General features: G+C 62.7%; 18 protein-coding genes and 3 pseudogenes. 8 read left to right on the forward strand and 13 right to left on the reverse strand.

Annotated features, from left to right (window positions below; genetic code table 11):
* Window positions 1-279 (forward strand): annotated as a pseudogene (locus tag EET67_RS26025) (transposase); the annotation flags it as partial.
* A gap of 858 nt (window positions 280-1,137) precedes the next feature.
* Here the strand turns inward: EET67_RS26025 and EET67_RS06765 are convergent.
* The 12 genes from EET67_RS06765 to EET67_RS06820 form a co-directional block, all read right to left on the reverse strand.
* A complete protein-coding gene (locus EET67_RS06765; protein WP_128625459.1) occupies window positions 1,138-1,440 on the reverse strand; it encodes a cupin domain-containing protein in 303 nt (100 codons plus the stop codon).
* Between the two features lie 117 nt (window positions 1,441-1,557).
* A complete protein-coding gene (locus EET67_RS06770) occupies window positions 1,558-2,739 on the reverse strand; it encodes a M20 family metallopeptidase (RefSeq protein WP_128625460.1) in 1,182 nt (393 codons plus the stop codon).
* Between the two features lie 45 nt (window positions 2,740-2,784).
* Window positions 2,785-4,467 (reverse strand): hydantoinase B/oxoprolinase family protein, encoded by a 1,683-nt coding sequence (locus EET67_RS06775; protein ID WP_128625461.1) that lies wholly within the window; start codon window positions 4,465-4,467, stop codon window positions 2,785-2,787.
* Window positions 4,464-6,485, reverse strand: a complete 2,022-nt coding sequence (locus EET67_RS06780; RefSeq protein WP_128625462.1) for a hydantoinase/oxoprolinase family protein — start codon at window positions 6,483-6,485, stop codon at window positions 4,464-4,466. The genes EET67_RS06775 and EET67_RS06780 overlap by 4 nt, the downstream gene beginning before the upstream one ends.
* Window positions 6,486-6,534: 49 nt before the next feature.
* Window positions 6,535-7,272: an ABC transporter ATP-binding protein gene (locus EET67_RS06785; RefSeq protein ID WP_128625502.1), complete on the reverse strand. Its 738-nt coding sequence runs from the start codon at window positions 7,270-7,272 to the stop codon at window positions 6,535-6,537.
* 3 nt (window positions 7,273-7,275) lie between these two features.
* Complete coding sequence (locus tag EET67_RS06790) at window positions 7,276-8,247, reverse strand: branched-chain amino acid ABC transporter permease (protein WP_128625463.1); 972 nt, start codon at window positions 8,245-8,247, stop codon at window positions 7,276-7,278.
* Window positions 8,244-9,119 (reverse strand): branched-chain amino acid ABC transporter permease, encoded by an 876-nt coding sequence (locus EET67_RS06795; protein WP_165899816.1) that lies wholly within the window; start codon window positions 9,117-9,119, stop codon window positions 8,244-8,246. Before EET67_RS06795 ends, EET67_RS06790 begins: the two co-directional genes overlap by 4 nt.
* 13 nt (window positions 9,120-9,132) lie before the next feature.
* Entirely contained in the window at window positions 9,133-9,966 is an 834-nt protein-coding gene (locus EET67_RS06800) for a polysaccharide deacetylase family protein (protein ID WP_128625465.1), read from the reverse strand.
* Window positions 9,967-9,978: 12 nt separating this feature from the next.
* Window positions 9,979-11,124 (reverse strand): C45 family autoproteolytic acyltransferase/hydrolase, encoded by a 1,146-nt coding sequence (locus EET67_RS06805; RefSeq protein WP_128625466.1) that lies wholly within the window; start codon window positions 11,122-11,124, stop codon window positions 9,979-9,981.
* Between the two features lie 93 nt (window positions 11,125-11,217).
* On the reverse strand, window positions 11,218-12,441 hold the full coding sequence (locus EET67_RS06810) for an amino acid ABC transporter substrate-binding protein (protein ID WP_128625467.1): 1,224 nt from the start codon (window positions 12,439-12,441) through the stop codon (window positions 11,218-11,220).
* Between the two features lie 33 nt (window positions 12,442-12,474).
* The gene (locus EET67_RS06815; protein ID WP_128625468.1) at window positions 12,475-13,230 is read right to left on the reverse strand and encodes an ABC transporter ATP-binding protein; all 756 of its coding nucleotides are present in this window, start codon (window positions 13,228-13,230) and stop codon (window positions 12,475-12,477) included.
* Between the two features lie 185 nt (window positions 13,231-13,415).
* Window positions 13,416-14,231 (reverse strand): IclR family transcriptional regulator, encoded by an 816-nt coding sequence (locus EET67_RS06820; RefSeq protein WP_128625469.1) that lies wholly within the window; start codon window positions 14,229-14,231, stop codon window positions 13,416-13,418.
* Between the two features lie 116 nt (window positions 14,232-14,347).
* Here EET67_RS06820 and EET67_RS06825 point away from each other — a divergent pair, with 116 nt between their 5' ends.
* The 7 genes and pseudogenes from EET67_RS06825 to EET67_RS06850 all read left to right on the forward strand — a co-directional run bounded on the left by EET67_RS06825 (window position 14,348) and on the right by EET67_RS06850 (window position 18,660).
* The gene (locus tag EET67_RS06825) at window positions 14,348-15,493 is read left to right on the forward strand and encodes a M20/M25/M40 family metallo-hydrolase (RefSeq protein WP_128625470.1); all 1,146 of its coding nucleotides are present in this window, start codon (window positions 14,348-14,350) and stop codon (window positions 15,491-15,493) included.
* 77 nt (window positions 15,494-15,570) lie between these two features.
* Window positions 15,571-16,011: a GNAT family N-acetyltransferase gene (locus tag EET67_RS06830; RefSeq protein WP_128625471.1), complete on the forward strand. Its 441-nt coding sequence runs from the start codon at window positions 15,571-15,573 to the stop codon at window positions 16,009-16,011.
* Between the two features lie 56 nt (window positions 16,012-16,067).
* A pseudogene (locus EET67_RS06835) lies at window positions 16,068-16,562 on the forward strand (oligopeptide/dipeptide ABC transporter ATP-binding protein); the annotation flags it as partial.
* Window positions 16,563-16,574: 12 nt separating this feature from the next.
* Entirely contained in the window at window positions 16,575-17,036 is a 462-nt protein-coding gene (locus EET67_RS06840) for a RidA family protein (protein ID WP_128625472.1), read from the forward strand.
* Window positions 16,954-17,649 (forward strand): annotated as a pseudogene (locus EET67_RS06845) (2-dehydro-3-deoxygalactonokinase); the annotation flags it as partial. The gene EET67_RS06840 and the pseudogene EET67_RS06845, both read left to right, overlap by 83 nt.
* Before the next feature lie 70 nt (window positions 17,650-17,719).
* Window positions 17,720-18,004, forward strand: a complete 285-nt coding sequence (locus EET67_RS26390) for a 2-dehydro-3-deoxygalactonokinase (RefSeq protein WP_281011012.1) — start codon at window positions 17,720-17,722, stop codon at window positions 18,002-18,004.
* Window positions 18,001-18,660 carry a 2-dehydro-3-deoxy-6-phosphogalactonate aldolase gene (locus EET67_RS06850; RefSeq protein WP_128625473.1) on the forward strand — a complete coding sequence of 220 codons (660 nt, stop codon included), beginning with the start codon at window positions 18,001-18,003 and terminating at the stop codon, window positions 18,658-18,660. The genes EET67_RS26390 and EET67_RS06850 overlap by 4 nt, the downstream gene beginning before the upstream one ends.
* Window positions 18,661-18,758: 98 nt before the next feature.
* On the opposite strand, the gene EET67_RS06855 is transcribed toward EET67_RS06850, so the two are convergent.
* Window positions 18,759-19,625 (reverse strand): helix-turn-helix domain-containing protein, encoded by an 867-nt coding sequence (locus EET67_RS06855; protein WP_128625474.1) that lies wholly within the window; start codon window positions 19,623-19,625, stop codon window positions 18,759-18,761.
* Window positions 19,626-19,976: the final 351 nt, after the last annotated feature.

Consider the following 19,976-nt stretch of genomic DNA (forward strand, 5'->3'; position numbering starts at 1 on the left):
CTGCTCGCCGACCGCGCTTATGACAGCGATGCCTTGCGCACAATGATGACCGAACGCGGCGCTTGGGCCAACATCCGCGCCATGCCCAACCGGGTCAAAACCTTCTCGTTCAACTCGTGAGTCTATCGCCAGCGCAACGCTGTCGAGCGCTTCTTCAACAAACTCAAACACTTCAGGGCGGTGGCCACAAGATACGACAAGCGTGACGACAATTTCCTCGCATCCGTCCAGCTCGCGTCAATCCGCATATGGCTGCGAACTTATGAGTCGGTCACCTAGNTCGCCCGCAAATTCGTTGACCGCCAAGCCGGCGGCAGCGGTCGGTTTAGTCCCCTCGGGCCATGGATCGGCTTTAGCAATATTGACTGTTGGCAGCCAAGTTGGATTGGGTGGCGGCAACTTCGGATTTGGCCCATAACCGTCTTCGATCGCGACGGTTGCCTGCTCCTGAGATCGCAAGAGGGCCGCACAACCTGCCATCAAGAAGAGGGCTATGACCCCAAGTACAAAGCCAAGAAGGTTTTTCATAAGTCGCACCAAGCAGCCGTTGTCATACCCGAACGCAGTTAAAGCTCACAGGTTGCGGCGGCGGATTCGATCGAGCCTCATGCGCCCCTATTATCAAATAGACCGCTTATATCGTTGCTAGGTGCGTGCCGTGTCCGCCTGGCATGCGCCTGCCGACACCTTAGCTCCATAGTCGTGCGGCCTTGTCGCTGATCCCTTTCTTTTTATTTAGAGGCGATGTCCCGCTCATCATTGCGAAGCGGCAGCGCCGCCGCGTCGGCCGGCAAGAACGATCTTATCGGCCGGCAGGACGATCTACCGCAAGGATTCCTACCTCGCGAACCTGATCACGGCGGCGGAGGAACGGAACTCGTCCGCCAGCTTCAGCATCTGCCGTTCAAACCGTTCGACTTTCACGGCCATCTTGCGAACCGCCGCATGGTAGGCTTCGGTCTTCGTTACGATTATGACCGTCGGACGGTGGTCGAGGCACAGCCGATTCCGGATCAAAAAGCTGCAACACATCCTGCTGCGAGTAACGGCACAGGACAGCACCGTCACCTTCGATGCGAAACCGCCAAGGTGATTTCCACCAGCCTTCGCGATGAACGAAGGCCCGACATCCTCAATTCATTTCGGCGCGGCCGAGGCCTTCAGTTCGATCTCGACGAAGGCAATCTCGGCGTTGGTGTCATTGATGATGTTGTGCTCGGTGCATTTCGGCCGGGCATAGCTGACGGCCGCGGCGATCGGGTAGGCAGCGCGGCCGCCGCCATGGGTTTCGACCGTCAGCGTGCCGCCCTGAACCGGCACCACTACATAGTCGAACTCATGAATATGCCAGCCGGTTTCCGTGGAAGGAGGAAATCGCCATAGCGTGACGCGCACGGCGTCGTCCTCATGCTGGAGTTCGGCGATAGCCGGTTCAGTCATGGTTTTCTCCATTGTTTGTCCACCAATCCTGGGAGGGCAAGCTGTCCACTTCGCCGATCGCCAGCTGTGAAAGCAGAGGCGTTAAGTCTGACCTTTTGCGCGAGCGCCCGCGCCTGTTCAGCCCAGCGCCCGTTCATTGAACGCGGCCGAAGTCAGCATGGCGTGGAAAAGTGCTGCGCGCGGCGCGATGGTTGAGAACAGGATATGCTCGTGCAGCGCATGCGCGCCGGCGCCATTGCAGCCCAGCCCATCGAGGACGGGCTTGCCGAGAGCGGCGGCAAAGTTGCCGTCCGAGACGCCGCCGCGCGTGGTCTCGCCGAGTTCCAGTCCGAGTTCCCGCCCCAGCTCGCACGTCGCCTCGTAAAGCTTCACGACCGCACCCGAACGCTGGAACGGCGGACGGTTGAGGCCGCCCTCAACCTCCAGCGTGATGTCCTTGCCTTTGGCAGTACGCGCTAGCATTGCCGCGATATGGCGCTCTGCCGTTTCCATGTCGTTGGCGCGCATATCGACGTCGATGGCGGCAAAGTCCGGCACGACATTGGCGCGTGTGCCGCCATTGACCGTGCCGACATTGAAGGTCGCAGCCGTTTCGGTCTCGTTCAGGGCCTCGATCTCGACGATGTGGCGGGCGATCTCGAGGATGGCGCTGCGGCCGTCGAACAGGTTACCGCCGGCGTGAGCCGAGACGCCGCGCGCCGTCAGGCGGAACCTGCCCCAGCCCTTGCGAGCGGTGATGAGGGTGCCGGGTGCTTCGAAGGAGGGCTCCGGCACCAGAACAAAGGCTGCGGCTGCGGCAAGCTCCTCGATCTTGGCGCGCGAGGTGATGCTGCCGATTTCCTCGTCGCCGTTGAGATAGACCGTGATCGGTCGCGGCGGCACGATGCCGGCGGCGGCGATGCGGCGCAGCGCCTCGGTGGCGAGGAACGAGCCTGCCTTCATATCGAAGATGCCCGGACCATAGATGCGGTCGCCCTCGTAGCGCACCGGGCGTTTTTCCAGCGTGCCGGCGTCCCACACCGTGTCGATGTGGCCCATCAATAGCGCCGGCGCGCCCACAGCACCGGCTGGCGCATAGTGCAGCACGAGCTGGCCGCCGCAACCATTCCTGCCGGGAATACGCTCGACAGTGATCGGAAGGCCGGCGAAGGATTCGACGACATGGTCGAGTAGGAGCTCGATCAAATCGGGCCGGTCGGACGGCGTCTCGAACTCCACCCAGCGGATGATACCGGCGGCAAGCGCCTCGGCATCGAAGGTCTCGGGCTTCGGCAGGTTGTTCTCAAATGGTGCTAACATGGTTGGATACCGTCTTGGGAGGCTGGAAGGGAAAGCGATGCTCGGTCAGGCGGGCGCGTCGGCTTCGAAGGCATAGATCTCGCGCGCGGCGCGGACGGAAGTCATGCCGTCTTCGAGATCGCGGGCGACGGCTTCGCGGTCGCGCATATGCGGCGCGCCCCAGCCGCCGCCGCCGGGCAACCTGATCTCGACGACATCGCCCTTGCGCAATGGGAAGGTGCTGGTGGCGCCGAGCTTAATTGTCTCGCCGTCGCGCAAGACCTCGAGATGCGCCGGCATTCCGTCGCATGCGCCTTCCCGCCCTTGCGGGCGCAGCCTGAAGCGGTCGGAATACAGGCTGAGCGTCACATCGTCGGTGAGGATGCGGTAGCGCCGGAAAATACCCATGCCGCCGTTGAACGCACCCTCGCCCCACGAATCCTGGATCAGCCCGAAAGCCTCGATGCGGACATGCGGGTTGAGCTGTTCGATGGATTCGGTGGGCGTCAGCCGGCAGGAGGACAGGACATGGTCGGTTGCGTGAATGCCGTCATAATCCTTGGCGCCGCCCCAGCCGCCGCCGAGTACGTCGAGATGGATCGCCATCTTTCCCTGCGGCGGCGCATAGGCGAGGAAGAAGCCGGTGGTCGAGTTCGCACCCTGCCCCGGCACACGTCCGCGAATGATCTTGCCCAGTGCGTCGTGCACGGCATCGAGCGCGCGACAGGCCGCCGTGGCGCGGGCACGCACCGGCGCGCCCTTGCGCGGGTTGAGAAGCGTTCCCTCGGGAATGACGATCCTGAGCGGCCGGTTACAGCCGTCATTCGCAGGCATCCCGGTATCGTTGAGGATGCTGCGCAGCGCCGTCACCGCGCCGGCGACGGAACTAGCCAGCGGCGAGTTGAACATCGAGCGTACCTGCGGGTCCGTGCCGGTGAAATCCATCTCGGCCTCGGCGCCGCGGATTGTGACGGTGACGAAGATGCGGATCGGCTTGGCGTCCTCCGACAGACCGTCGCCGTCAAGGAAAGATTCGCCCGTCCAAACGCCGTCAGGAATGTCGGAAATCGCCGCACGCATGCGCCGCTCGGAATAGTCGAGCGCCCCGGCCATGGCCGCGCGCACGGTCGGCGCGCCATAGCGCCGGGCAAGATCAAGTACGCGGGTCGCGCCGGTCTGGTTGGCGGCAAATTGCGCATCGACGTCGCCCATGCCGATGACGGGCGTCCGGACATTGGCGAAGATCAGCCGTTCGGCCATGCCGCCGTTCCAGTCGCGGCTGCGCTCCAGCAGCAGCGGCGGGATGATGAGCCCTTCCTGTATCAGCTCGGTCGCGCCGGTGTTGACGCCTGCCGCCCCACCGCCGATGTCTAGATGGTGCGCGGTGCTGCCGCTCCAGCCCAGAAGCTCTCCTTCATGGAAGATCGGCGTGAACAGGATGATGTCGTTCAAGTGCTGGCCGCCGCTGTAGGGATCGTTCATGATGATGAAGTGATCCGGACCGACCTGCGACAGGTCGAGCTGTCGTGCCGCCGCAGCGAAGGAGGCACCGAGCGCTGCCGTCTGCATCGGAATCATTTCGGCCTGGGCAACGACGTTGCCCTGCGCGTCGAGGAGCGCCGTTGAGCAGTCGCGCGCCTCGCGCACCACCGCCGAGAATGCCGAGCGGATCAGGTTGGCGGCCATTTCGTCCGAAGCGGACTGCAAGGCCCGTGCCATGATGTTCAAAAGCGTCGGGTCGTTGCTCATTCTACATCCACCATCATCAGGTCACCGCTCGGCAGGCACTCGACCTCCCAGCCTGGAGGAACGAAAGTGGTCGATGTCGGCTCGCCGAGCACAGCCGGACCGGCCAGTCTCTGGCCCGGCAGCAACGTGTCGCGGGTAAGCGAGACGCCGGAAACGCGCCGGCCGTCGATGGCGATCTCGATGGGGTGCGCAGCCTTGCCGGTTCCGCTGGGAAGCGGCGTTTCGACCTGGATGCCCGAGTGGGCGATGATGCGGATTCGGTAGGAAACGACCTCGACGCCGAGGGCGGCGCGCGCATAGCCGTAGCGGCTGCGATGCTCGGCCTCGAACAGTTCGCGCAGCGCGGCCGGATCGAGCGCCGTCGTGTCGGTCCATATCGTCAGCTCGAACGCCTGGCCGGCGTAACGCATGTCGATGCCGACCGAGAGTTCGTAGGTGTCCTGCGCAAGGCCGTTCTCCTGTGCGACGAACGCCGCGCGCGCGGAGAGCGCCTCGATGCGGGCAGCGTCGAGCGACCCCTCGTCCAGCGCATGCAGATCGCTGACCGCCGCATCGATCATGGTGTCGGCTATGAGCAGGCCGAGGGCACTGGCAATGCCAGGTGACCACGGGACCAGAACGCGGCGGATACCGAGTTCACGCGCAACCATAGCAGCGTGAAGCGGCCCACCGCCGCCGAATGCGACGATTGTGAAGTCGCGCGGATCGATGCCGCGGCTGGTCGAGATCAGCCGCACCGCGCTCGCCATGTTGCTATTGACGATACGCAGAATGGAATCGGCTGCGGCTTCCGGACCGCCGGCCAGGCCAAGGCCGGCAAGAGCCTCGCGCGCAGCATCGGCGGCAAGGGCCATGCGGCCGCCGAAAAAATTGTCCGGCTGCAGCAAGCCGGCGACGACCTGCGCATCGGTGACGGTCGGGCGCTCGCCGCCCCGTCCGTAACAGACGGGACCGGGCAGCGCGCCGGCGCTTTCGGGGCCGACCGACAGGAAGCCGCCACGGTCGATGGCCGCAATGCTGCCGCCGCCAGCGCCTATGGTGCCCATGTCGATGACGGCGGTCCGGATCGGCAGGCCGTCGATCTTGAGTTCGGTCACGGTGCTGGCGATGAGGCCGGGCGCGATGGCGACGTCGGTCGAGGTGCCGCCCATGTCGAGGGTGATGATGTCGTTGAGGCCGTTGCGGGCCGCTAGCCAGACCGCCGCGCGCACGCCGGCGGCCGGTCCGGACAGCAACATACGCACGGCGTTGTCGCCGGCGGCGTGGGCTGACATCACACCGCCGTTCGACTGCATGATGCGCAGCACGCCGTCATAACCCTGCTCGCGCAGGCCGGCGTCGAGCCGGTCGATATAGGCTTTGACCGCAGGGCCGACGAAAGCGTTGACGACCGTGGTGACGCTGCGCTCATACTCGCGGAACTCGGGCGAAACCTCGTGGCTGGCAAAGACCGCGACCCGCGGCGCACGCTCGCGGATCATGGCGGCCAACGCCCTCTCATGTGCGGGGTTGGCGTAGGCATGCAGCAGGCTGATGGCGATGCCGTCCACGCCCTGCCGCAGGAACGTCTCCACCTCGCGCCAGGCCTGGTCCAGATCGAGGGCCTCGATAACGGAACCATCCGGCCCCATCCGCTCGCGCACCTCGCGGATCATACCGCGCCGGATCGGCGGCTTGGGGTGCACGTAGCGCATGTTGTAAATGTCGTGGTCGCGGTCGGCCCGGCCCAGGATGACGACGTCGCGGAAGCCGGCCGTCGTCAGCAGGCCGGTGGCGCTGCCCTTGCGCATGATGAGCGCGTTGGTGGCAATGGTGGAGCCGTGCGTGACCTGCTCGATGCCGGCCAGGTCGATCCCGGCCTCGTCGACGATGTTCAGCACTGCTTCATGGATCGCCTTTGGCGTCGAAGGTGTCTTCCCGGTGTGAAGCACCCCTTCGGCATCGGCCCAGACCATATCGGTGAAGGTGCCGCCGATTTCGACGCCGATGCGGTTGCCGGCGGATTCTCGTCCTGCCATCAGTCGAACTTCCTCACGAACAGACGATGAAGGGGAGCAGGCGAAGCCGTCAGGCAGCCGGCTCCTCAATGGGCGCGCCGAGATAGGCGGTGATCACGTTGGGGTTGGAGACCACTTCGGCAGGCGTGCCTTCGGCGATCTTGCGGCCGGCGTCGATGACGAGAATGCGGTCGCAGATGCTGGTCACCGCCTTCATGTCGTGCTCGACGAGCCAGACTGTGATGCCCTTGCCGCGGACGTTGCGTAGGCAGTTGACCATTTCCTGCGTCTCGGTCGGGTTGAGGCCAGCGCATGGCTCGTCGGCGAGCAGAAGGCTTGGCCGCGTGGCGATGGCGCGGGCGATCTCCAGCTTGCGCAGCGTGCCGACGGTCAGCCCCTCGGCGGTGCGGTCGGCGATATCGGCGATGCCGGTGATTGCCAGCGCTTCGTCGACTACCTTTTCATGATCCACCTTTTCCGGCCGACCGAATATCGCGCCGACGCGGATGTTCTCGCGAACGGTAAGCGCCGGGAACGGCTTGGAGATCTGGAAGGCGCGGGCGATGCCCATCTGATTGCGGCGATAAGTAGGAATACCGGCAAGCGAAGTTCCCTTGAAGCGGATTTCGCCGCCGGTCAGGTCGTAATAGCCCGTGATGAGGTTGAACAGCGTCGACTTGCCGGCGCCATTGGGGCCGATCAGGCCGTAGATCGAGCCGGCCGGGATATCGAAATCGACATTGTCGGTGGCCGTCAAGCCGGCGAAATGCTTGACTACGCCGCGACCGGAAAGAATGATTTCGTTCATGGCCTAGGCCTCCACGCTCTTCCGGACCGCCGCGCGTCCGGCGAACTTCTGCTTCAGCGCTCCAAGTATGCCGCCCGGCACCAGAAGGATGATAGCGACGACGAGCGCACCCGTTATTAGCAGGTGGATGTCGAGGAAGCGTGACAACAGCACCTGCGTCAGGAACAGCATCACGGCGGTGCCGATGACCGGTCCGAACAGGGTGCCGATGCCGCCGATCAGGCAGAACACGATCATGTTGAGACTGAAATCGAGGCGGAAGACGGTGTAGGTTGTGAAATAGCCTACGCTGTAGCCATAGACTGCCCCTAGGATACCGACCAGCGTCGCAGACAGGACGAAAGCCAGGATCTTGTAGCGTTCGGTGGCGACGCCGAGCATCATCGCCGTATCCTCGTCTTCGCGCACGGCAAGCAGCGCATAGCCGAAGCGCGAATTGCGCACGACGACCGAGATGATCAGGCAGGCGACGAGCAGGGCAGCGAAGATGTAGTAGAAGAAGTCTTCGGGTGGCATGCCGCCTGGCGCCGGAGCGGCGAGGAACACGCCGACGCCGCCCTGGAACCAGCGGATGTTGTTGACCAGTTCGCCGATCACTTGGCCAACGCCGAGCATGGCGATGGCGAAATAGATACCGCGCAGGCGCAGGATCGGATAGGCGATGACGAGTGCAAACAGCCCACACAGAAGCCCGGCGAACAGGATCGGCAATACCATCGAGAACGGGCCGGAGCCGATCGGGCCGATCTGGGTGACGAAATGGGCGGCAGCGAACGCCCCCATGCCGATGAAGACGGTATGGCCGAAGCTCCAGTAGCCCGAAAAGCCACCAAGGATGTTCCACGCGATGGCAAGCGCTGCCGAGAAGAAGAAAAGCTGGGCGACGCGGGTATAGAACGGCCCGATCCAGACAGGCAGGACGGCGATGACGACGATTGCGGCGAGCCCGAGAAGCAAGGCAAGAGAGCGGTTCATCGGCTTTCTCCGAAAGCGTTGCCCAGCAGGCCGTTGGGCCTGACCATCAGCATGACGACCAATACGAGGAACATCGCCGCCTGGGTGAGCGAGGGGCCGATATATTGGGCGGTGTAGGCATTGATCAGGCCGAGCAGCAGGCCGCCGACCAGTGCGCCGGCCGGGCTGCCGATGCCACCCAGAACCACGACGATGAAAGCGTTGAGGGTCCAGGCGACTTCGCTTGCGGCGCTGAAGGGTTGCACGATGCCGATGATGGCACCTGATGTGCCGGCGAGGGCCGCGCCGAGGCCGAAGGTCAGGCCGTGCAGGTTGCGCACGTTGAGGCCGGAAAGCTGCGCGGCGAGCGGCTGCTGGGCCGTGGCGCGGATCGCGCGGCCGAAATGCGTCTTCAACAGGATGAGCGCAAGCAGTACCAGCAGGACGAGGCTGGCACCGAGCGCGACGAGGCGTACGACGTCGATCTGCAACGGGCCGAAAGTCAGGCTGGAGAAGCTGTAGGAGGGCGTGATCGTATGCGTGTCAGGCCCGAAGACGAGTTGCAGCAGGTTGCGGCCGATCATCGCCACGCCGAAGGTGACGACCAGCGACGCCACCAGCGAGGCGCGCGAAATCGCCCACTGGATGACAGTGCGCTGATAGGCGTAGCCGACCGCAAACAGCAGCGCCCCGATCGGAAGCATGGCCAGAAGCGGGTCCATGCCCAATTTGGCGTAGAGCACCATCGCCGCATAAGCGCCGGCGACGACAAAAATGCCATGGGTCAGGTTGACGATGCCCAGGACACCGAACACCAGCGAGAAACCGACCGCGGCGAGCGAGTATATGCCCCCCAGTACAAGGCCGTTTAGCGTCGTTTGCAGAAACAGCATATCCCCTCGACCCTTACGGCGTCTTCGCCTTGGCCGCCCACGCATTTGCCACTTCCTGCCCGGTGGCAAACCAGACGTCGGGATAGCGGCGCACAAAGGCGATGAACTCACGCAGCATGGCCAGACGCGACGGCCGGCCGATGATCTGCGGATGAGTGACGATGTTGACCAGCCCGCCCCAGCGATAGATTTCCATGAACTCCTGCTTCCAGATGCTCAGGATGTGCTCATTGGTGAAGATCGGCCGCGGCGACTTGATCGCGAACAGGGCGTAGGGCGCGTCGTCGAGGCTCCAGTGCCAAGGAAGTTCGACCGGCCCATCGGAGCCATCCGGCAGCACATGACGATAGGGGCTGACCTGATCCATCAGCGAGCTGTCATAGAGGAAGCCATATTCCTTCAACAGCCCGATCATGTTCTGCGAGGTCTCGCCGGCGGGCGAACGATAGCCGGCCGGCTTGATGCCGACGGTCTTGCGCAGCGATTCCAGCCCCTTCTCAAGCGCCTCGCGCTCCTTTTCGGGGAAATCGGGGTCGATCCATTCGTGGAGATAGCCGTGGTGGCCGATCTCGTGGCCGCCGGCGGCAATCGCCTCGACACGGTCGGCATATTTCTCCGCCGTCCAGCCCGGAACGAAGAATGTCGCCTTCAAGTGCTCCTCGCGCAGCAGTTCGAGGATCTTCGGCACGCCGGTCTTGCCGCCATAGACGCCCTGCGACAGCACGCCGGGCCGGCGAGCATTGTCGGGATCGCGCGAAAGCCAGAGCGTTTCGGCATCGAAGTCAAAGGTCAGCATTACGGCGCAGCGGGCGCCGTTCGGCCACTCGACGGGTGTCATATCGTCCATGAAGAATTCCTCCTATACGGCGCCGGAGCCCGGCCGTTCGGGATAGAGCGGATATGCGACAAAGGGGGCTTCGCTGGGCGGACCGTCGCTCACATGGAGAACACGGTCGTGCAGGTCGACGATGATGCCGGCCACCGTTATCACCCGCTTTTCGGGCGGCAGCGACAGGTCGGCGAGACGGCAGATGGCGGCCGGCGTCGAGAAGTCGTCCTGCAGCGCGGCGACGATCTTCGCCTTGTCAAGCTTGCCCAGATCCTTGCGCAGGATACGGTCCAGCCGTGGCCCGCGATAGAGCGTGTTGGCCGAGATGCGCTCCATCTGAGAGGTCGTGCGCGCCTCCTTGACCAGATGGTTGGCGTGCACGACGAGCCCGTCGACCGGATAGATGTAGGCGCAGAATTCCGGCGTCGCCTCGATGTCGATGATCTCGCCATCGGCATGGCCGATCAGGAAATTGCTGGAGGCGGTGCGGTCTGTCTGCACAACCGGCGTCAGCGCCTGATCGAAACGCCATGCGTCCAGTATTTCGCGGCAGCGGACATGGAACGGCTTGCGCAGTCCGGTCGTGCCGTCCATCGGCGTCACCAGTCCGTTGACGCATAGGCCGATGCCGGCGGCGTTGACGCCCATCTTGGAACCGACGATGCCTGCTTCGCTGAAGCCGATCATGTCAGGTTTGCCCTCGCCAGGCGTCGAGGACCGGCGAATGCGCTGGACATAGGTGCGGCCGTGGACCTTCTCCAGCCAGTCCCAGTTCTGGCACAGCAGGGTCTTGCCCGAAGCGGTCGCTTCCGGCATCAGGCCGAAGGAGGTGCAGCCCTCCTGCTCCAGCTTGCGATTGGCGTCGCGCGCCTCGGTCCCGAAGGCGAGATAGGTGATCTCGAAACGGGCGTTAAGCATCGCGATCTCGGTTTCCGAGACCCCAGCCGAGGCGGCGATCGCCGCCATTTCTTCGGCATATTCGGCGTTGTCGCCGCGAATGAAGTCGAGCCATTCCTCGCTCTGCTCCAGGATCGATGCGCGTGATGCGCCGGCGACCTCGAATCGGGCGAGATAGGTTTCGATATTGTCATGGACAGCCGCGCTTAAGGTTTCGCCGTGAATGCGGCCGCGCTCCCGCGGGTCGGGACCAAGTTCCAATATGGGGAGCGATGTCATAAAATGTCTCTCTGCTGCTGATCGTCAATAATATTGAGGCCTTCCCCCGCCTCGGCGCATCGTCGTGACGACCGGGGCAGGGGATTTGCGCAGTCAAGCGCGGTCTTGCCAGGAGGGAGCGGGATAGATCGGCTTAGCGGAGGCGACTTCGCCCGGCGCGATGACCTCGATATCGCCAGCCTGGCGCTGGACGAGAAGCGGGCCGAGCAGCGCGGGATCGCCATCGCCCTCCGGCGTGAAGCGCAGATGGCCGTAGAAGCAGTTGTAGTCGAGCGCTGAAAGCGCATCGCGAACCGCATCCACATCGAGCGAGCCGGCGATCTTCGCCGCCTGGACATAGGCCAGGATGCAGACCGCGCCGCTGGCCATGTGGTAGGTCAGAGTGCGGTCGAAATTGGCGGCGTAGTATTCGGCGAACTTGGCCGCCGAGCCGAAATACTCACATTCGAAGGTGGCGCGCTCCGACCAGTAGGCTTGGGTGACGACGCCGTTGGCATAGTTGCCGAGCGCATCGCGGTAGCCGGCGGTTTGCGGCCCGAGCGTCTGGTAGAGCATCGGAACGTTGGTGTTGGTCGCCACCATCTGCCGGGTGATAAGTGTCGAGGTCTCGTCATGCGTGGTGCAGACGAGGATGTCGGGCGCATTCTGGCGAATGGTGGTCAGAACGTTCGATACGTCGCTGACCTGCGCCGGCAGGGCGATGTAGTCGATGACCTCGATGCCGGCCTCTTCGATGGTCTTGCGGGCACCGGTCGCCTGGAACTCGGAGAAGGCGTCGTTGGTGTACATGATCGAGATCTTGCCGACCTTCGGATCGAGTGTCTTGAACATGTTGACCGAGGAGACGAACTGTAGCGATGCGCGCGGAAAGATGCCGAATACGCGCTTGCGCCCCTGCGTGAATATCAGGTCGGAACCGCCACCGGCCTGGACCATGATGCGGCCTGCTGCCTCGGTGATGGCGCAGGTCGGCAGCACGATGTTGGAGCCGAACGAGCCAAGGAAGAAGCCGATACCCTCATCGACCTGACGCTGGATGAGTGTGGTCGCGCGCGCCGGGTCGGAAGCGTCGTCGAACAGGTTCAAACCGAGCTTATACTTCTGCCCGCCGATCTCGACGCCACCCATCTCCTCGTTGATGTACTTCACCGCGCAGCGATAGCCATAGAGGACGTTGAGACCGGTTTCGGCCGCTGTGCCGGTCATCGGGATCGAGCCGCCGAAGGTGATGGTACTTTCCTGCGCTCGCGCCACAGAAGGCATTGCGCCGGCAACGGCAAGCGCCGCGCCCGTCTTCAAGAAACTGCGTCTATCCATGATCCATCTCCCGTTGTCTGATCCGGCCCACGCCTATGCGAAGCCGAGATATGCTTCCTTCACCTTTGGATCGACGAGGAGGCTGCGCCCCTCGCCGTGCTGAACTATCTTCCCCTTTTCAAGAACATAACCGTAATGGGCGATCGCCAGTGTCTGGTGCACATTCTGCTCGACCAGAAGCACGCTGATGCTTTCCTCGTTCAACTTGCGCACGAGCGAGAAAATCGACGAGACGAGAATCGGGCTGAGGCCCAGCGACGGTTCGTCGAGAATGAGGAGACGCGGATTGGTCATCAGCCCGCGTCCGATGGCCAGCATCTGCTGCTCGCCGCCGGAAAGGGAGCCGGCATTCTGGGAGCGCCGCTCGCCGAGACGCGGGAAAAGATCGAATACTCGCTCGAGATTGGACTGCAGGCTGGCGCGCGCGCGGCGGACATGGCCGCTGACGAGGAGATTTTCGAGAACGGACAGGTGCTGGAAGACGAGCCGCCCTTCCGGCACCAGCGCCAGTCCCATCTCCACCGTCTCATGGGCGGGGCTTGCGGTGATGTCGACGCCATCGAATCTGATCGAGCCGGATCGCGACCGCAATGCGCCGGCAATCATCTTGACGCTGGTGGTCTTACCGGCGCCATTGCCGCCGATCAGCGCGGTGATCGCTCCGGCGGGAATGTCCAGCGAGCAGTCGCTTACGGCATTCATGCCCGAATAATCGTAGGAAATGCCGGAGACGCTTAGCAATGCAGGCGCCCCATCTTTCCCCGCGACCTTTTTCGTCGGCCCCTCCATGAACGCCCCTTGTTATGACTGTATCGTTTAGCGATACGATTGAACTGCGTTTAATGAACTATGCAGCCGAAATCGCCCTTGTCAAGCGGGGCAAGCTCCATTCACGCAACTGATGCGCGAAATACGTCTGTGGATGAGAGGATTTTTGAAAACCGTCTGCCGGCAACCTGCCGGGCGCGCCGGACCTAGAACTGGCGCAAGCCGGCAGCGGCGGCACTGACCAGCGGACCAGCGCGCGCGACGAAATCGTCCGGCGCCCACTCGGCCAGAGACCCGGCGACGTGAATCGCGCCGATCGGCACGCCGCTGCGGTCGAGCACGGCGGCGGCGACCGCGACTTCCCCAACGAGAACCTCCTCGATGGCGAGCGAATAACCCGATGTGCGGACTTCCTCGATTCTGGCCAGTATCTGGTCGATCTCGACAGTGGTGCGTGGTGTCAGCTTGCGCCGATCCGACCGCAGCAGGATGTCCATCACCTGGTCGTCCGGCAAATGGCTGAGTACCGAGCGGCCGCCGGAAGAGCAGAAGGTGGGTACGCGCCGGCCCACCAGATGCGCATAGAACGTGTCGCGCTTGCTTTGCATGCGGACGACGTAATGCATTGTAAGATCATCGAAAAGGCTCAAATCGACCCGCTCTTGAACGGTGCGGCGCAGATCGGCCAGAACCGGAACGGCCTGCTGGATGATCGGGTTCGAACGCAGATAGTCGAACGAACGATCGAGCAGTTTGCGGCCGAGCGCGGCGCCTTCCTGTTGCTTGTCGAGATAGCCGAGCTGGACGAGCGTATGCACGATGCGCTGGACGCCGCTCTTGTCGATGCCGGAGATGGAGGCGATCTCGGCAAGCGACATTGGCCGGGGGGCTTGCGAGAACGCTTCCAGCACTTTGAAGCCACGCGACAACGCCTCCACGAACAATCGATCCTCGCCGGTTTGCGGCTTATCCTTTGCTTGCGCCCCGCTCCGCTTGCGCCGCGCTCTGGCTTGTTCTTGCATGCTCGCCTCCGCACCCGCCCAGCCTTGCCTAACAAATTGACCAGATACATCAAGTGACATATTGTGCACGAAATGCAACCAAATTGCACAGCGATACGGTAATAATGAAAAATGTCATGACGCCCAGTTTCGACGCCGGTTCCCTCGCCTTCGACAGCAACGACATGGCCAGGGGACTGCGCCGGTGGGTCGAACAGGAAAGCCCGTCCTACGACCCGGCAGCGGTGGAAAAGATGCTGGCTCTGGCAGCCCGCGACATGGCCGTGCTCGGGGCGGAAATCCAGCCTGTCGCCGGAAGCACCGGCTTTGCCGGTTGCGTGAAGGCCACCTTTCCCCACCCGCGCAAGGGAGAGCCGGGCATCCTGATTGCGGGCCATATGGATACGGTCCATCCGGTCGGCACGCTTGCCCATTTCGCATGGCGAGAGGAGGGAGAATTCTGCTTCGGCCCCGGCGTTCTCGACATGAAGGCCGGCAACTACCTGTCGGTGGAGGCGATCCTTCAATTGCAGAGGACCGGCCTGACAACACCCCTTCCTGTAACGGTGCTTTTCACCGGCGACGAGGAGGTTGGAACGCCTGCCAACCGTGCAATCGTTGAAGCAGAGGCACGACGCAACCGCTATGTGCTGGTGCCCGAGCCGGCGCGCCGCAATGGCGGTGTCGTCACCGGCCGCTACGCGATCGCCCGTTTCAACGTGACGACGCGCGGCCTGCCCAGCCATGCCGGCTTGAGGCTCGACGAAGGCCGTTCCGCCGTGCGTGAGATGGCGCACCAGATCCTGGCGATCGAGGCCATGACCGACGCCGAGGCGGGCTTCAATGTCGGCGTGGTGCATGGCGGGCAGTGGGCCAATTGCGTCGCAACCCACTGCGAGGCAAAGGTGCTGGTCTCGGCTACCACCGAAGAGGTTCTTGCCCGCGCCACCGAAAGAATGATGGCCCTGAAGCCTGAAAACCCCGTCGTTGAGATTTGCGTCGATCAGGACGTCGTTCGTCCCGTCTGGACGACCAGTGATGAGACGTGGGCGCTCTACAGTCATGCTAGCGCGCTTGCCCGGGATCTCGGCTTCGAGATTCCGCACCAGAATTCAGGTGGTGGCTCGGATGGAAACTTCACCGGCGCACTTGGCGTCCCGACCCTCGACGGATTGGGCGCGCGCGGAGACGGACCGCACACGCTGGGCGAATACATCGTCAAGGAGAGCCTTGCCGAACGCGGCCGCCTGATGGCGGCGCTGCTTGCGACCCTTGGAGCCTAGAAGATGGGCAGACGAAGCCTACCGTGGCAGGCAGGCTGGACCGACTGACAAATCATTCATCGATGGGAGCGTGGAAGATGAATATCCGGATGCTGGAAACTGGCGATCGGGCGGCATGGGAGCCGCTGTGGCAGGGCTATCTCGACTTTTACAAGGTCGCGCTTCCGGCGGATGTGACGGAAACGGCCTGGCAACGGCTTAACGATCCGGCGGAACCTGTGCACGGGCTGGGCGCATTTGACGAGAACGGCCGGCTGCTGGGCATCGCTCACTATATCTTCCACCGCTCGACATGGAGCCCGACCAGCTACTGCTATCTCAACGATCTGTTCACCGTGCCCGAGGCGCGGGGCAAGGGCGTGGGCCGCGCCCTGATCGAGCGAATTTATGCAGAGGCAACTGCGGCCGGCTCCACCCGCGTCTACTGGCTTACCCATGAGACGAACGAAGCCGCCCAGGCACTCTATGACAGGATTGCCGACAAGCCGGGCTTCATCCAGTACCGCAAGGCGCTTTGAGCCGGGATCGACGAGCGTCCGCAGAGGAGGCACATCGCCTAAAGTATCCGCCGATGCGCCGGGCCCTTGCTCGGGCGCTCGCGGTGGAGCCGGAACTGATCATAGCCGATGAACCGGTGTCGGCTCTCGACGTCTCGGTGCAGGCGCAGGTGCTTAACCTGATCCAGCAACTGCAGCGGGATCTGGGGTTGACGATGGTCTTCATTTCGCATGATCTGACTGTCGTGGAGTATCTCTGTGACCAGATCGTCGTGCTCTATCTGGGCAAGGTGATGGAGAAAGGTCCAGCTCAATCCCTTTACGCTGCTCCTCGCCATCCCTATACCCGCGCGCTACTGGCCACCGCGCCAATTCCCGATCCGACTGCCAAGCGCGAGCGCGTCATCCTGCATGGCGATATACCGAGCCCGCTCAATCCGCCTTCCGGATGTGTTTTCCGCACCCGGTGCCCGCATGCAACAGAGGCCTGCGCCCATACGGTTCCACCCAGCGAGGAAGTTGGACCGGGTCATAGCGTCGCCTGCATCCGGCAGGCGGAACTTGCCAATTAAGGTTCAGAACAAATGACACCTTCTTCCCGGTTCAAGGCTCTTGGTCTGGTATTACCACCCCCGCCGGCGCCGATAGCGAACTATGTCCCCTATGTCATCGATGGCGATCTGCTTTATCTTTCGGGGCAGGGGCAACGCGAAGCCGACGGCAGTTTGCGCACCGGCAAGGTGGGCCGCGATGTCGGGATCGACCGCGCCTATGACGATGCCCGTCTCACCGGCTTGAACCTGCTTGCGGTAATCCAGTCGGCACTGAGCGATCTCGACCGTGTGCGACGGATCGTCAAACTGCTCGGCATGGTGAACGCGGTGCCTGACTTTGCCTATCATCCAAAGGTCATTAATGGCTGTTCCGACCTGCTGATCGATGTCTTCGGCGACAATGGTCGCCATGCCCGCTCCGCGGTCGGCTTCGGTTCGCTGCCGGGCAACATCACAGTGGAAATCGAGGCGATCGTCGCCATCAGGACATAAGCTCCGGCCACCGGAGCCTGCGGATAAGATAGGAACGGCTGCAGATGGCTGTCACAGACGCATCTTTCGCACTGGTCGATTGGGGACAACGAGCTTTCGTCTGTGGCTTGTCGGCGACGAAGGCAACGTCCTTGAGAGCAGTCGTGGACGCGAAGGAATGCTTCATGCGGCGGAAACAGGCTTCGAGGCGGTGCTGAAGTTTCATCTCGGCCGCACATCGGCTCCCGCTGGCCTTCGCACTGTCATCTGCAGAATGGCCGGCGCCCGGCAGGGCTGGCTGGAAGCCCCCTATCTTTGCGTGCCCACTGGGCTGGACAGCCTTGCCATGCAGGCTGTGCGGCCGTCAAGCGGACTTGGCGACATACGCATCCTGCCTGGAATGTCTTATTCCGACCCCATCGCGCCGAGCGTCATGCGCGGTGAGGAAACACAATTGCTCGGCCTTGCCGCAGCGGCAGACGATGCACTCGCGTGCATGCCGGGCACCCACTGCAAATGGGTGGAGATCGGCCATGGTGCGGTGAAGCGGTTCTCAACCTTCATGACCGGCGAGCTGTTCGACGTGCTGGGACAACACTCCATCCTCAAACATGCGGTGGAGCTCGAAAACTCCCCGGCGAAGGTGGACGCGGCCTTCCTCACGGCCATGTCGCGGGCGCTGGCCGAGCCCGATCTGGCCTGGCATGTTTGCGCTGCGAGCTTCCCAACTGCTTGGCGCATCGGACAGGGCCGACGGTGCCTCGTCGTTATCCGGGCTGCTGGTCGGCGCCGAGGTTGGCGCCGCCCGGCGGCTCTATCCGGCCGGGCGCGATGTGACGCTGGTGGCCTCCGGCCCGATCGCCGGTCTTTACCGTGCAGCTCTTGAGCAAGGTGGGTTTACGGTTCGTCTGCACGACGCTGAGGAGGCGACTAGACAAGGCTTGATGGCGGCGGCTCGCCAGATCTGGCAGAAGGGAAACGATCAATGAGCGAAACTTCAGCCACGCCGGTTCAGTGGCGCCGGTCGCTGGTCGCGATCTTGCGCGGCATCCGGCCGGAAGAAATCACCGGTATTGTCGATGCGCTGGTGGAAGAGGGCTTCGAAGCGATCGAGGTGCCGCTCAACTCCCCCGACCCCTTTGTGTCTATACGCATCGCCGTGGAGCGTCATGGCCGCAGTTGCCTCATTGGGGCGGGGACGGTGTTGTCACCCTCGGACGTTGACAGATTGGCGCAAACAGGTGGACGCCTCGTCGTCAGTCCCAATGTCGATGCAGCGGTTCTCGAGCGCGCCGGCAGCCATGGCATGGTGACAATGCCAAGTGTCTTCACCGCGACAGAAGCGCTTCTTGCCCTTCGCAGTGGTGCTTCGGCCCTGAAATTCTTTCCAGCCGCGACACTGGGGGCAGCAGGCATCGCTGCGATCGGCACTGTTTTGCCCAAAGACGCTGTCGTCGGTGCCGTTGGCGGTGTCGCGCACGAAGATTTCAGGCAATACGCAAAGGTCGGTGTCACTGCCTTCGGGCTTGGCTCCAGCCTCTACAAGCCGGGTGATGACGCCCAAGCCGTGCGGATGAAAGCGCGTCAGGCGATCGAGGCCGTCGACGCCGTTTTTTGCTGCAATGACGTGTCCGCGGCTCGTTGACTATTCTGGCACGGCACAAGGCGGCGCCTCGCCATCCGATAGGATGGTGAGCCTGGTCGCTGAGCCGCATGGTCCGGTCAATCGCCCAGAGGATCACATCAGATAATTCTGGGCATGACCACAGCGTCTTCGCGCAGGTTTTCGTTGCCGATAAGATGCAGTAGATCGGTTTCAAGTTCCGGGCTATCCGGTTCAAACGTGCCACAGCGTGCCAGCATTTTGCGAACGGCGACGTTGGGGCGGATCCGTTCAAGCACGACGCGCGACGCCGCCGGGCGCCCCAGCGTCGTACTCAGCGACGTCTGCAGGCCGAACAGATAGCGTTGGCCTGGTCTTGGTATGATCGGAAAGACAGCGTTGGCTATGCAGCTTTTCATCAGGCTCTCAAATTCGACTACGAAGATGCAGTTGGAAAGCCCGGTTGCAAAGCCGCTGTATTTGAATGCGGTTTTGTGCCTTCCCGCACTCGCAGGATGGAAGATGCGCTCGATGTGGCGTGTGACGAAAAAACCCTCGGATTTGGAAAGTCGGAACAGGCTGCGCACGACGCGCCCCGACAGATCGTAGGCATAATAATATCGGTAATAATATCCCTCATACTTATCCAACGGCTCCGAAAATTCCTGTGAGAACAAGCTGATATCGTCAAGCAGTCGGCTGCTGACCGCAATTTTGGTTGCAGCTGGGCTTTTCCTGATCTGGAATATCGCCCGAAGATTATTATGCGGCAGACAGATTTCCTCTACCTCCAGCCCGAAAAAATCGGCAATCCGCTTCAGAATGAACAGGGAAGGCATCACGGTGCCCGAAGTGTATTTGTTGAATTGCTGGCGATTGATACCGATCTGCCGGCAGACCTCCGAGATCGACGGATAGAAGCCGCATAGATATATGAGGTTCCTTGCCAGATCGGGCGGAGACTCACGCGTTCCGCCACCAGTTCCGGCTTTGTGTCTTGTCATCATTTGAAGTGTGAACTCACTGCCCTTGCGCTAGTTTATACTCTGCAATGCGCTGATGAGCGTCAAGTGGTGGCCATGTGCGAAATTGTCACCGCTGCGGAGCCGGGTAAAGTCCAGCCCGAGGTAGCGACGCGCAGTGAAGGTAGCGCCCGTCTCCTTATGGGGGAGGAGTACTCCATGGGCTTGGCCTAATAAGGCTCGGCTCGATTCCGCACTGATGCGGTCGGCGCCTATGGAAGCGCTCATCCTCCTTGTTTCGGTATTTGAAGCGCGAGGCCTGACGGTCCTGCGGCCATGAAGGCGCATTCACAGTTTTTGGACAAGGGTGTCCGCCGGGCGACGGCGGCTTCATCC

This window comes from Borborobacter arsenicus, assembly GCF_003934165.1.
GTDB classification, from domain to species: Bacteria; Pseudomonadota; Alphaproteobacteria; order Rhizobiales; family Rhizobiaceae; genus Pseudaminobacter; species Pseudaminobacter arsenicus.

Bases quoted from the DNA above. Each gene is read 5' to 3' on its own strand.
- EET67_RS06765 (WP_128625459.1), bottom strand. From the start codon at position 1,440: ATGACTGAACCGGCTATCGCCGAACTCCAGCATGAGGACGACGCCGTG.
- EET67_RS06770 (WP_128625460.1), bottom strand. From the start codon at position 2,739: ATGTTAGCACCATTTGAGAACAACCTGCCGAAGCCCGAGACCTTCGAT.
- EET67_RS06775 (WP_128625461.1), bottom strand. From the start codon at position 4,467: ATGAGCAACGACCCGACGCTTTTGAACATCATGGCACGGGCCTTGCAG.
- EET67_RS06780 (WP_128625462.1), bottom strand. From the start codon at position 6,485: ATGGCAGGACGAGAATCCGCCGGCAACCGCATCGGCGTCGAAATCGGC.
- EET67_RS06785 (WP_128625502.1), bottom strand. From the start codon at position 7,272: ATGAACGAAATCATTCTTTCCGGTCGCGGCGTAGTCAAGCATTTCGCC.
- EET67_RS06790 (WP_128625463.1), bottom strand. From the start codon at position 8,247: ATGAACCGCTCTCTTGCCTTGCTTCTCGGGCTCGCCGCAATCGTCGTC.
- EET67_RS06795 (WP_165899816.1), bottom strand. From the start codon at position 9,119: ATGCTGTTTCTGCAAACGACGCTAAACGGCCTTGTACTGGGGGGCATA.
- EET67_RS06800 (WP_128625465.1), bottom strand. From the start codon at position 9,966: ATGGACGATATGACACCCGTCGAGTGGCCGAACGGCGCCCGCTGCGCC.
- EET67_RS06805 (WP_128625466.1), bottom strand. From the start codon at position 11,124: ATGACATCGCTCCCCATATTGGAACTTGGTCCCGACCCGCGGGAGCGC.
- EET67_RS06810 (WP_128625467.1), bottom strand. From the start codon at position 12,441: ATGGATAGACGCAGTTTCTTGAAGACGGGCGCGGCGCTTGCCGTTGCC.
- EET67_RS06815 (WP_128625468.1), bottom strand. From the start codon at position 13,230: ATGGAGGGGCCGACGAAAAAGGTCGCGGGGAAAGATGGGGCGCCTGCA.
- EET67_RS06820 (WP_128625469.1), bottom strand. From the start codon at position 14,231: ATGCAAGAACAAGCCAGAGCGCGGCGCAAGCGGAGCGGGGCGCAAGCA.
- EET67_RS06825 (WP_128625470.1), top strand. From the start codon at position 14,348: ATGACGCCCAGTTTCGACGCCGGTTCCCTCGCCTTCGACAGCAACGAC.
- EET67_RS06830 (WP_128625471.1), top strand. From the start codon at position 15,571: ATGAATATCCGGATGCTGGAAACTGGCGATCGGGCGGCATGGGAGCCG.
- EET67_RS06840 (WP_128625472.1), top strand. From the start codon at position 16,575: ATGACACCTTCTTCCCGGTTCAAGGCTCTTGGTCTGGTATTACCACCC.
- EET67_RS26390 (WP_281011012.1), top strand. From the start codon at position 17,720: ATGTTTGCGCTGCGAGCTTCCCAACTGCTTGGCGCATCGGACAGGGCC.
- EET67_RS06850 (WP_128625473.1), top strand. From the start codon at position 18,001: ATGAGCGAAACTTCAGCCACGCCGGTTCAGTGGCGCCGGTCGCTGGTC.
- EET67_RS06855 (WP_128625474.1), bottom strand. From the start codon at position 19,625: ATGATGACAAGACACAAAGCCGGAACTGGTGGCGGAACGCGTGAGTCT.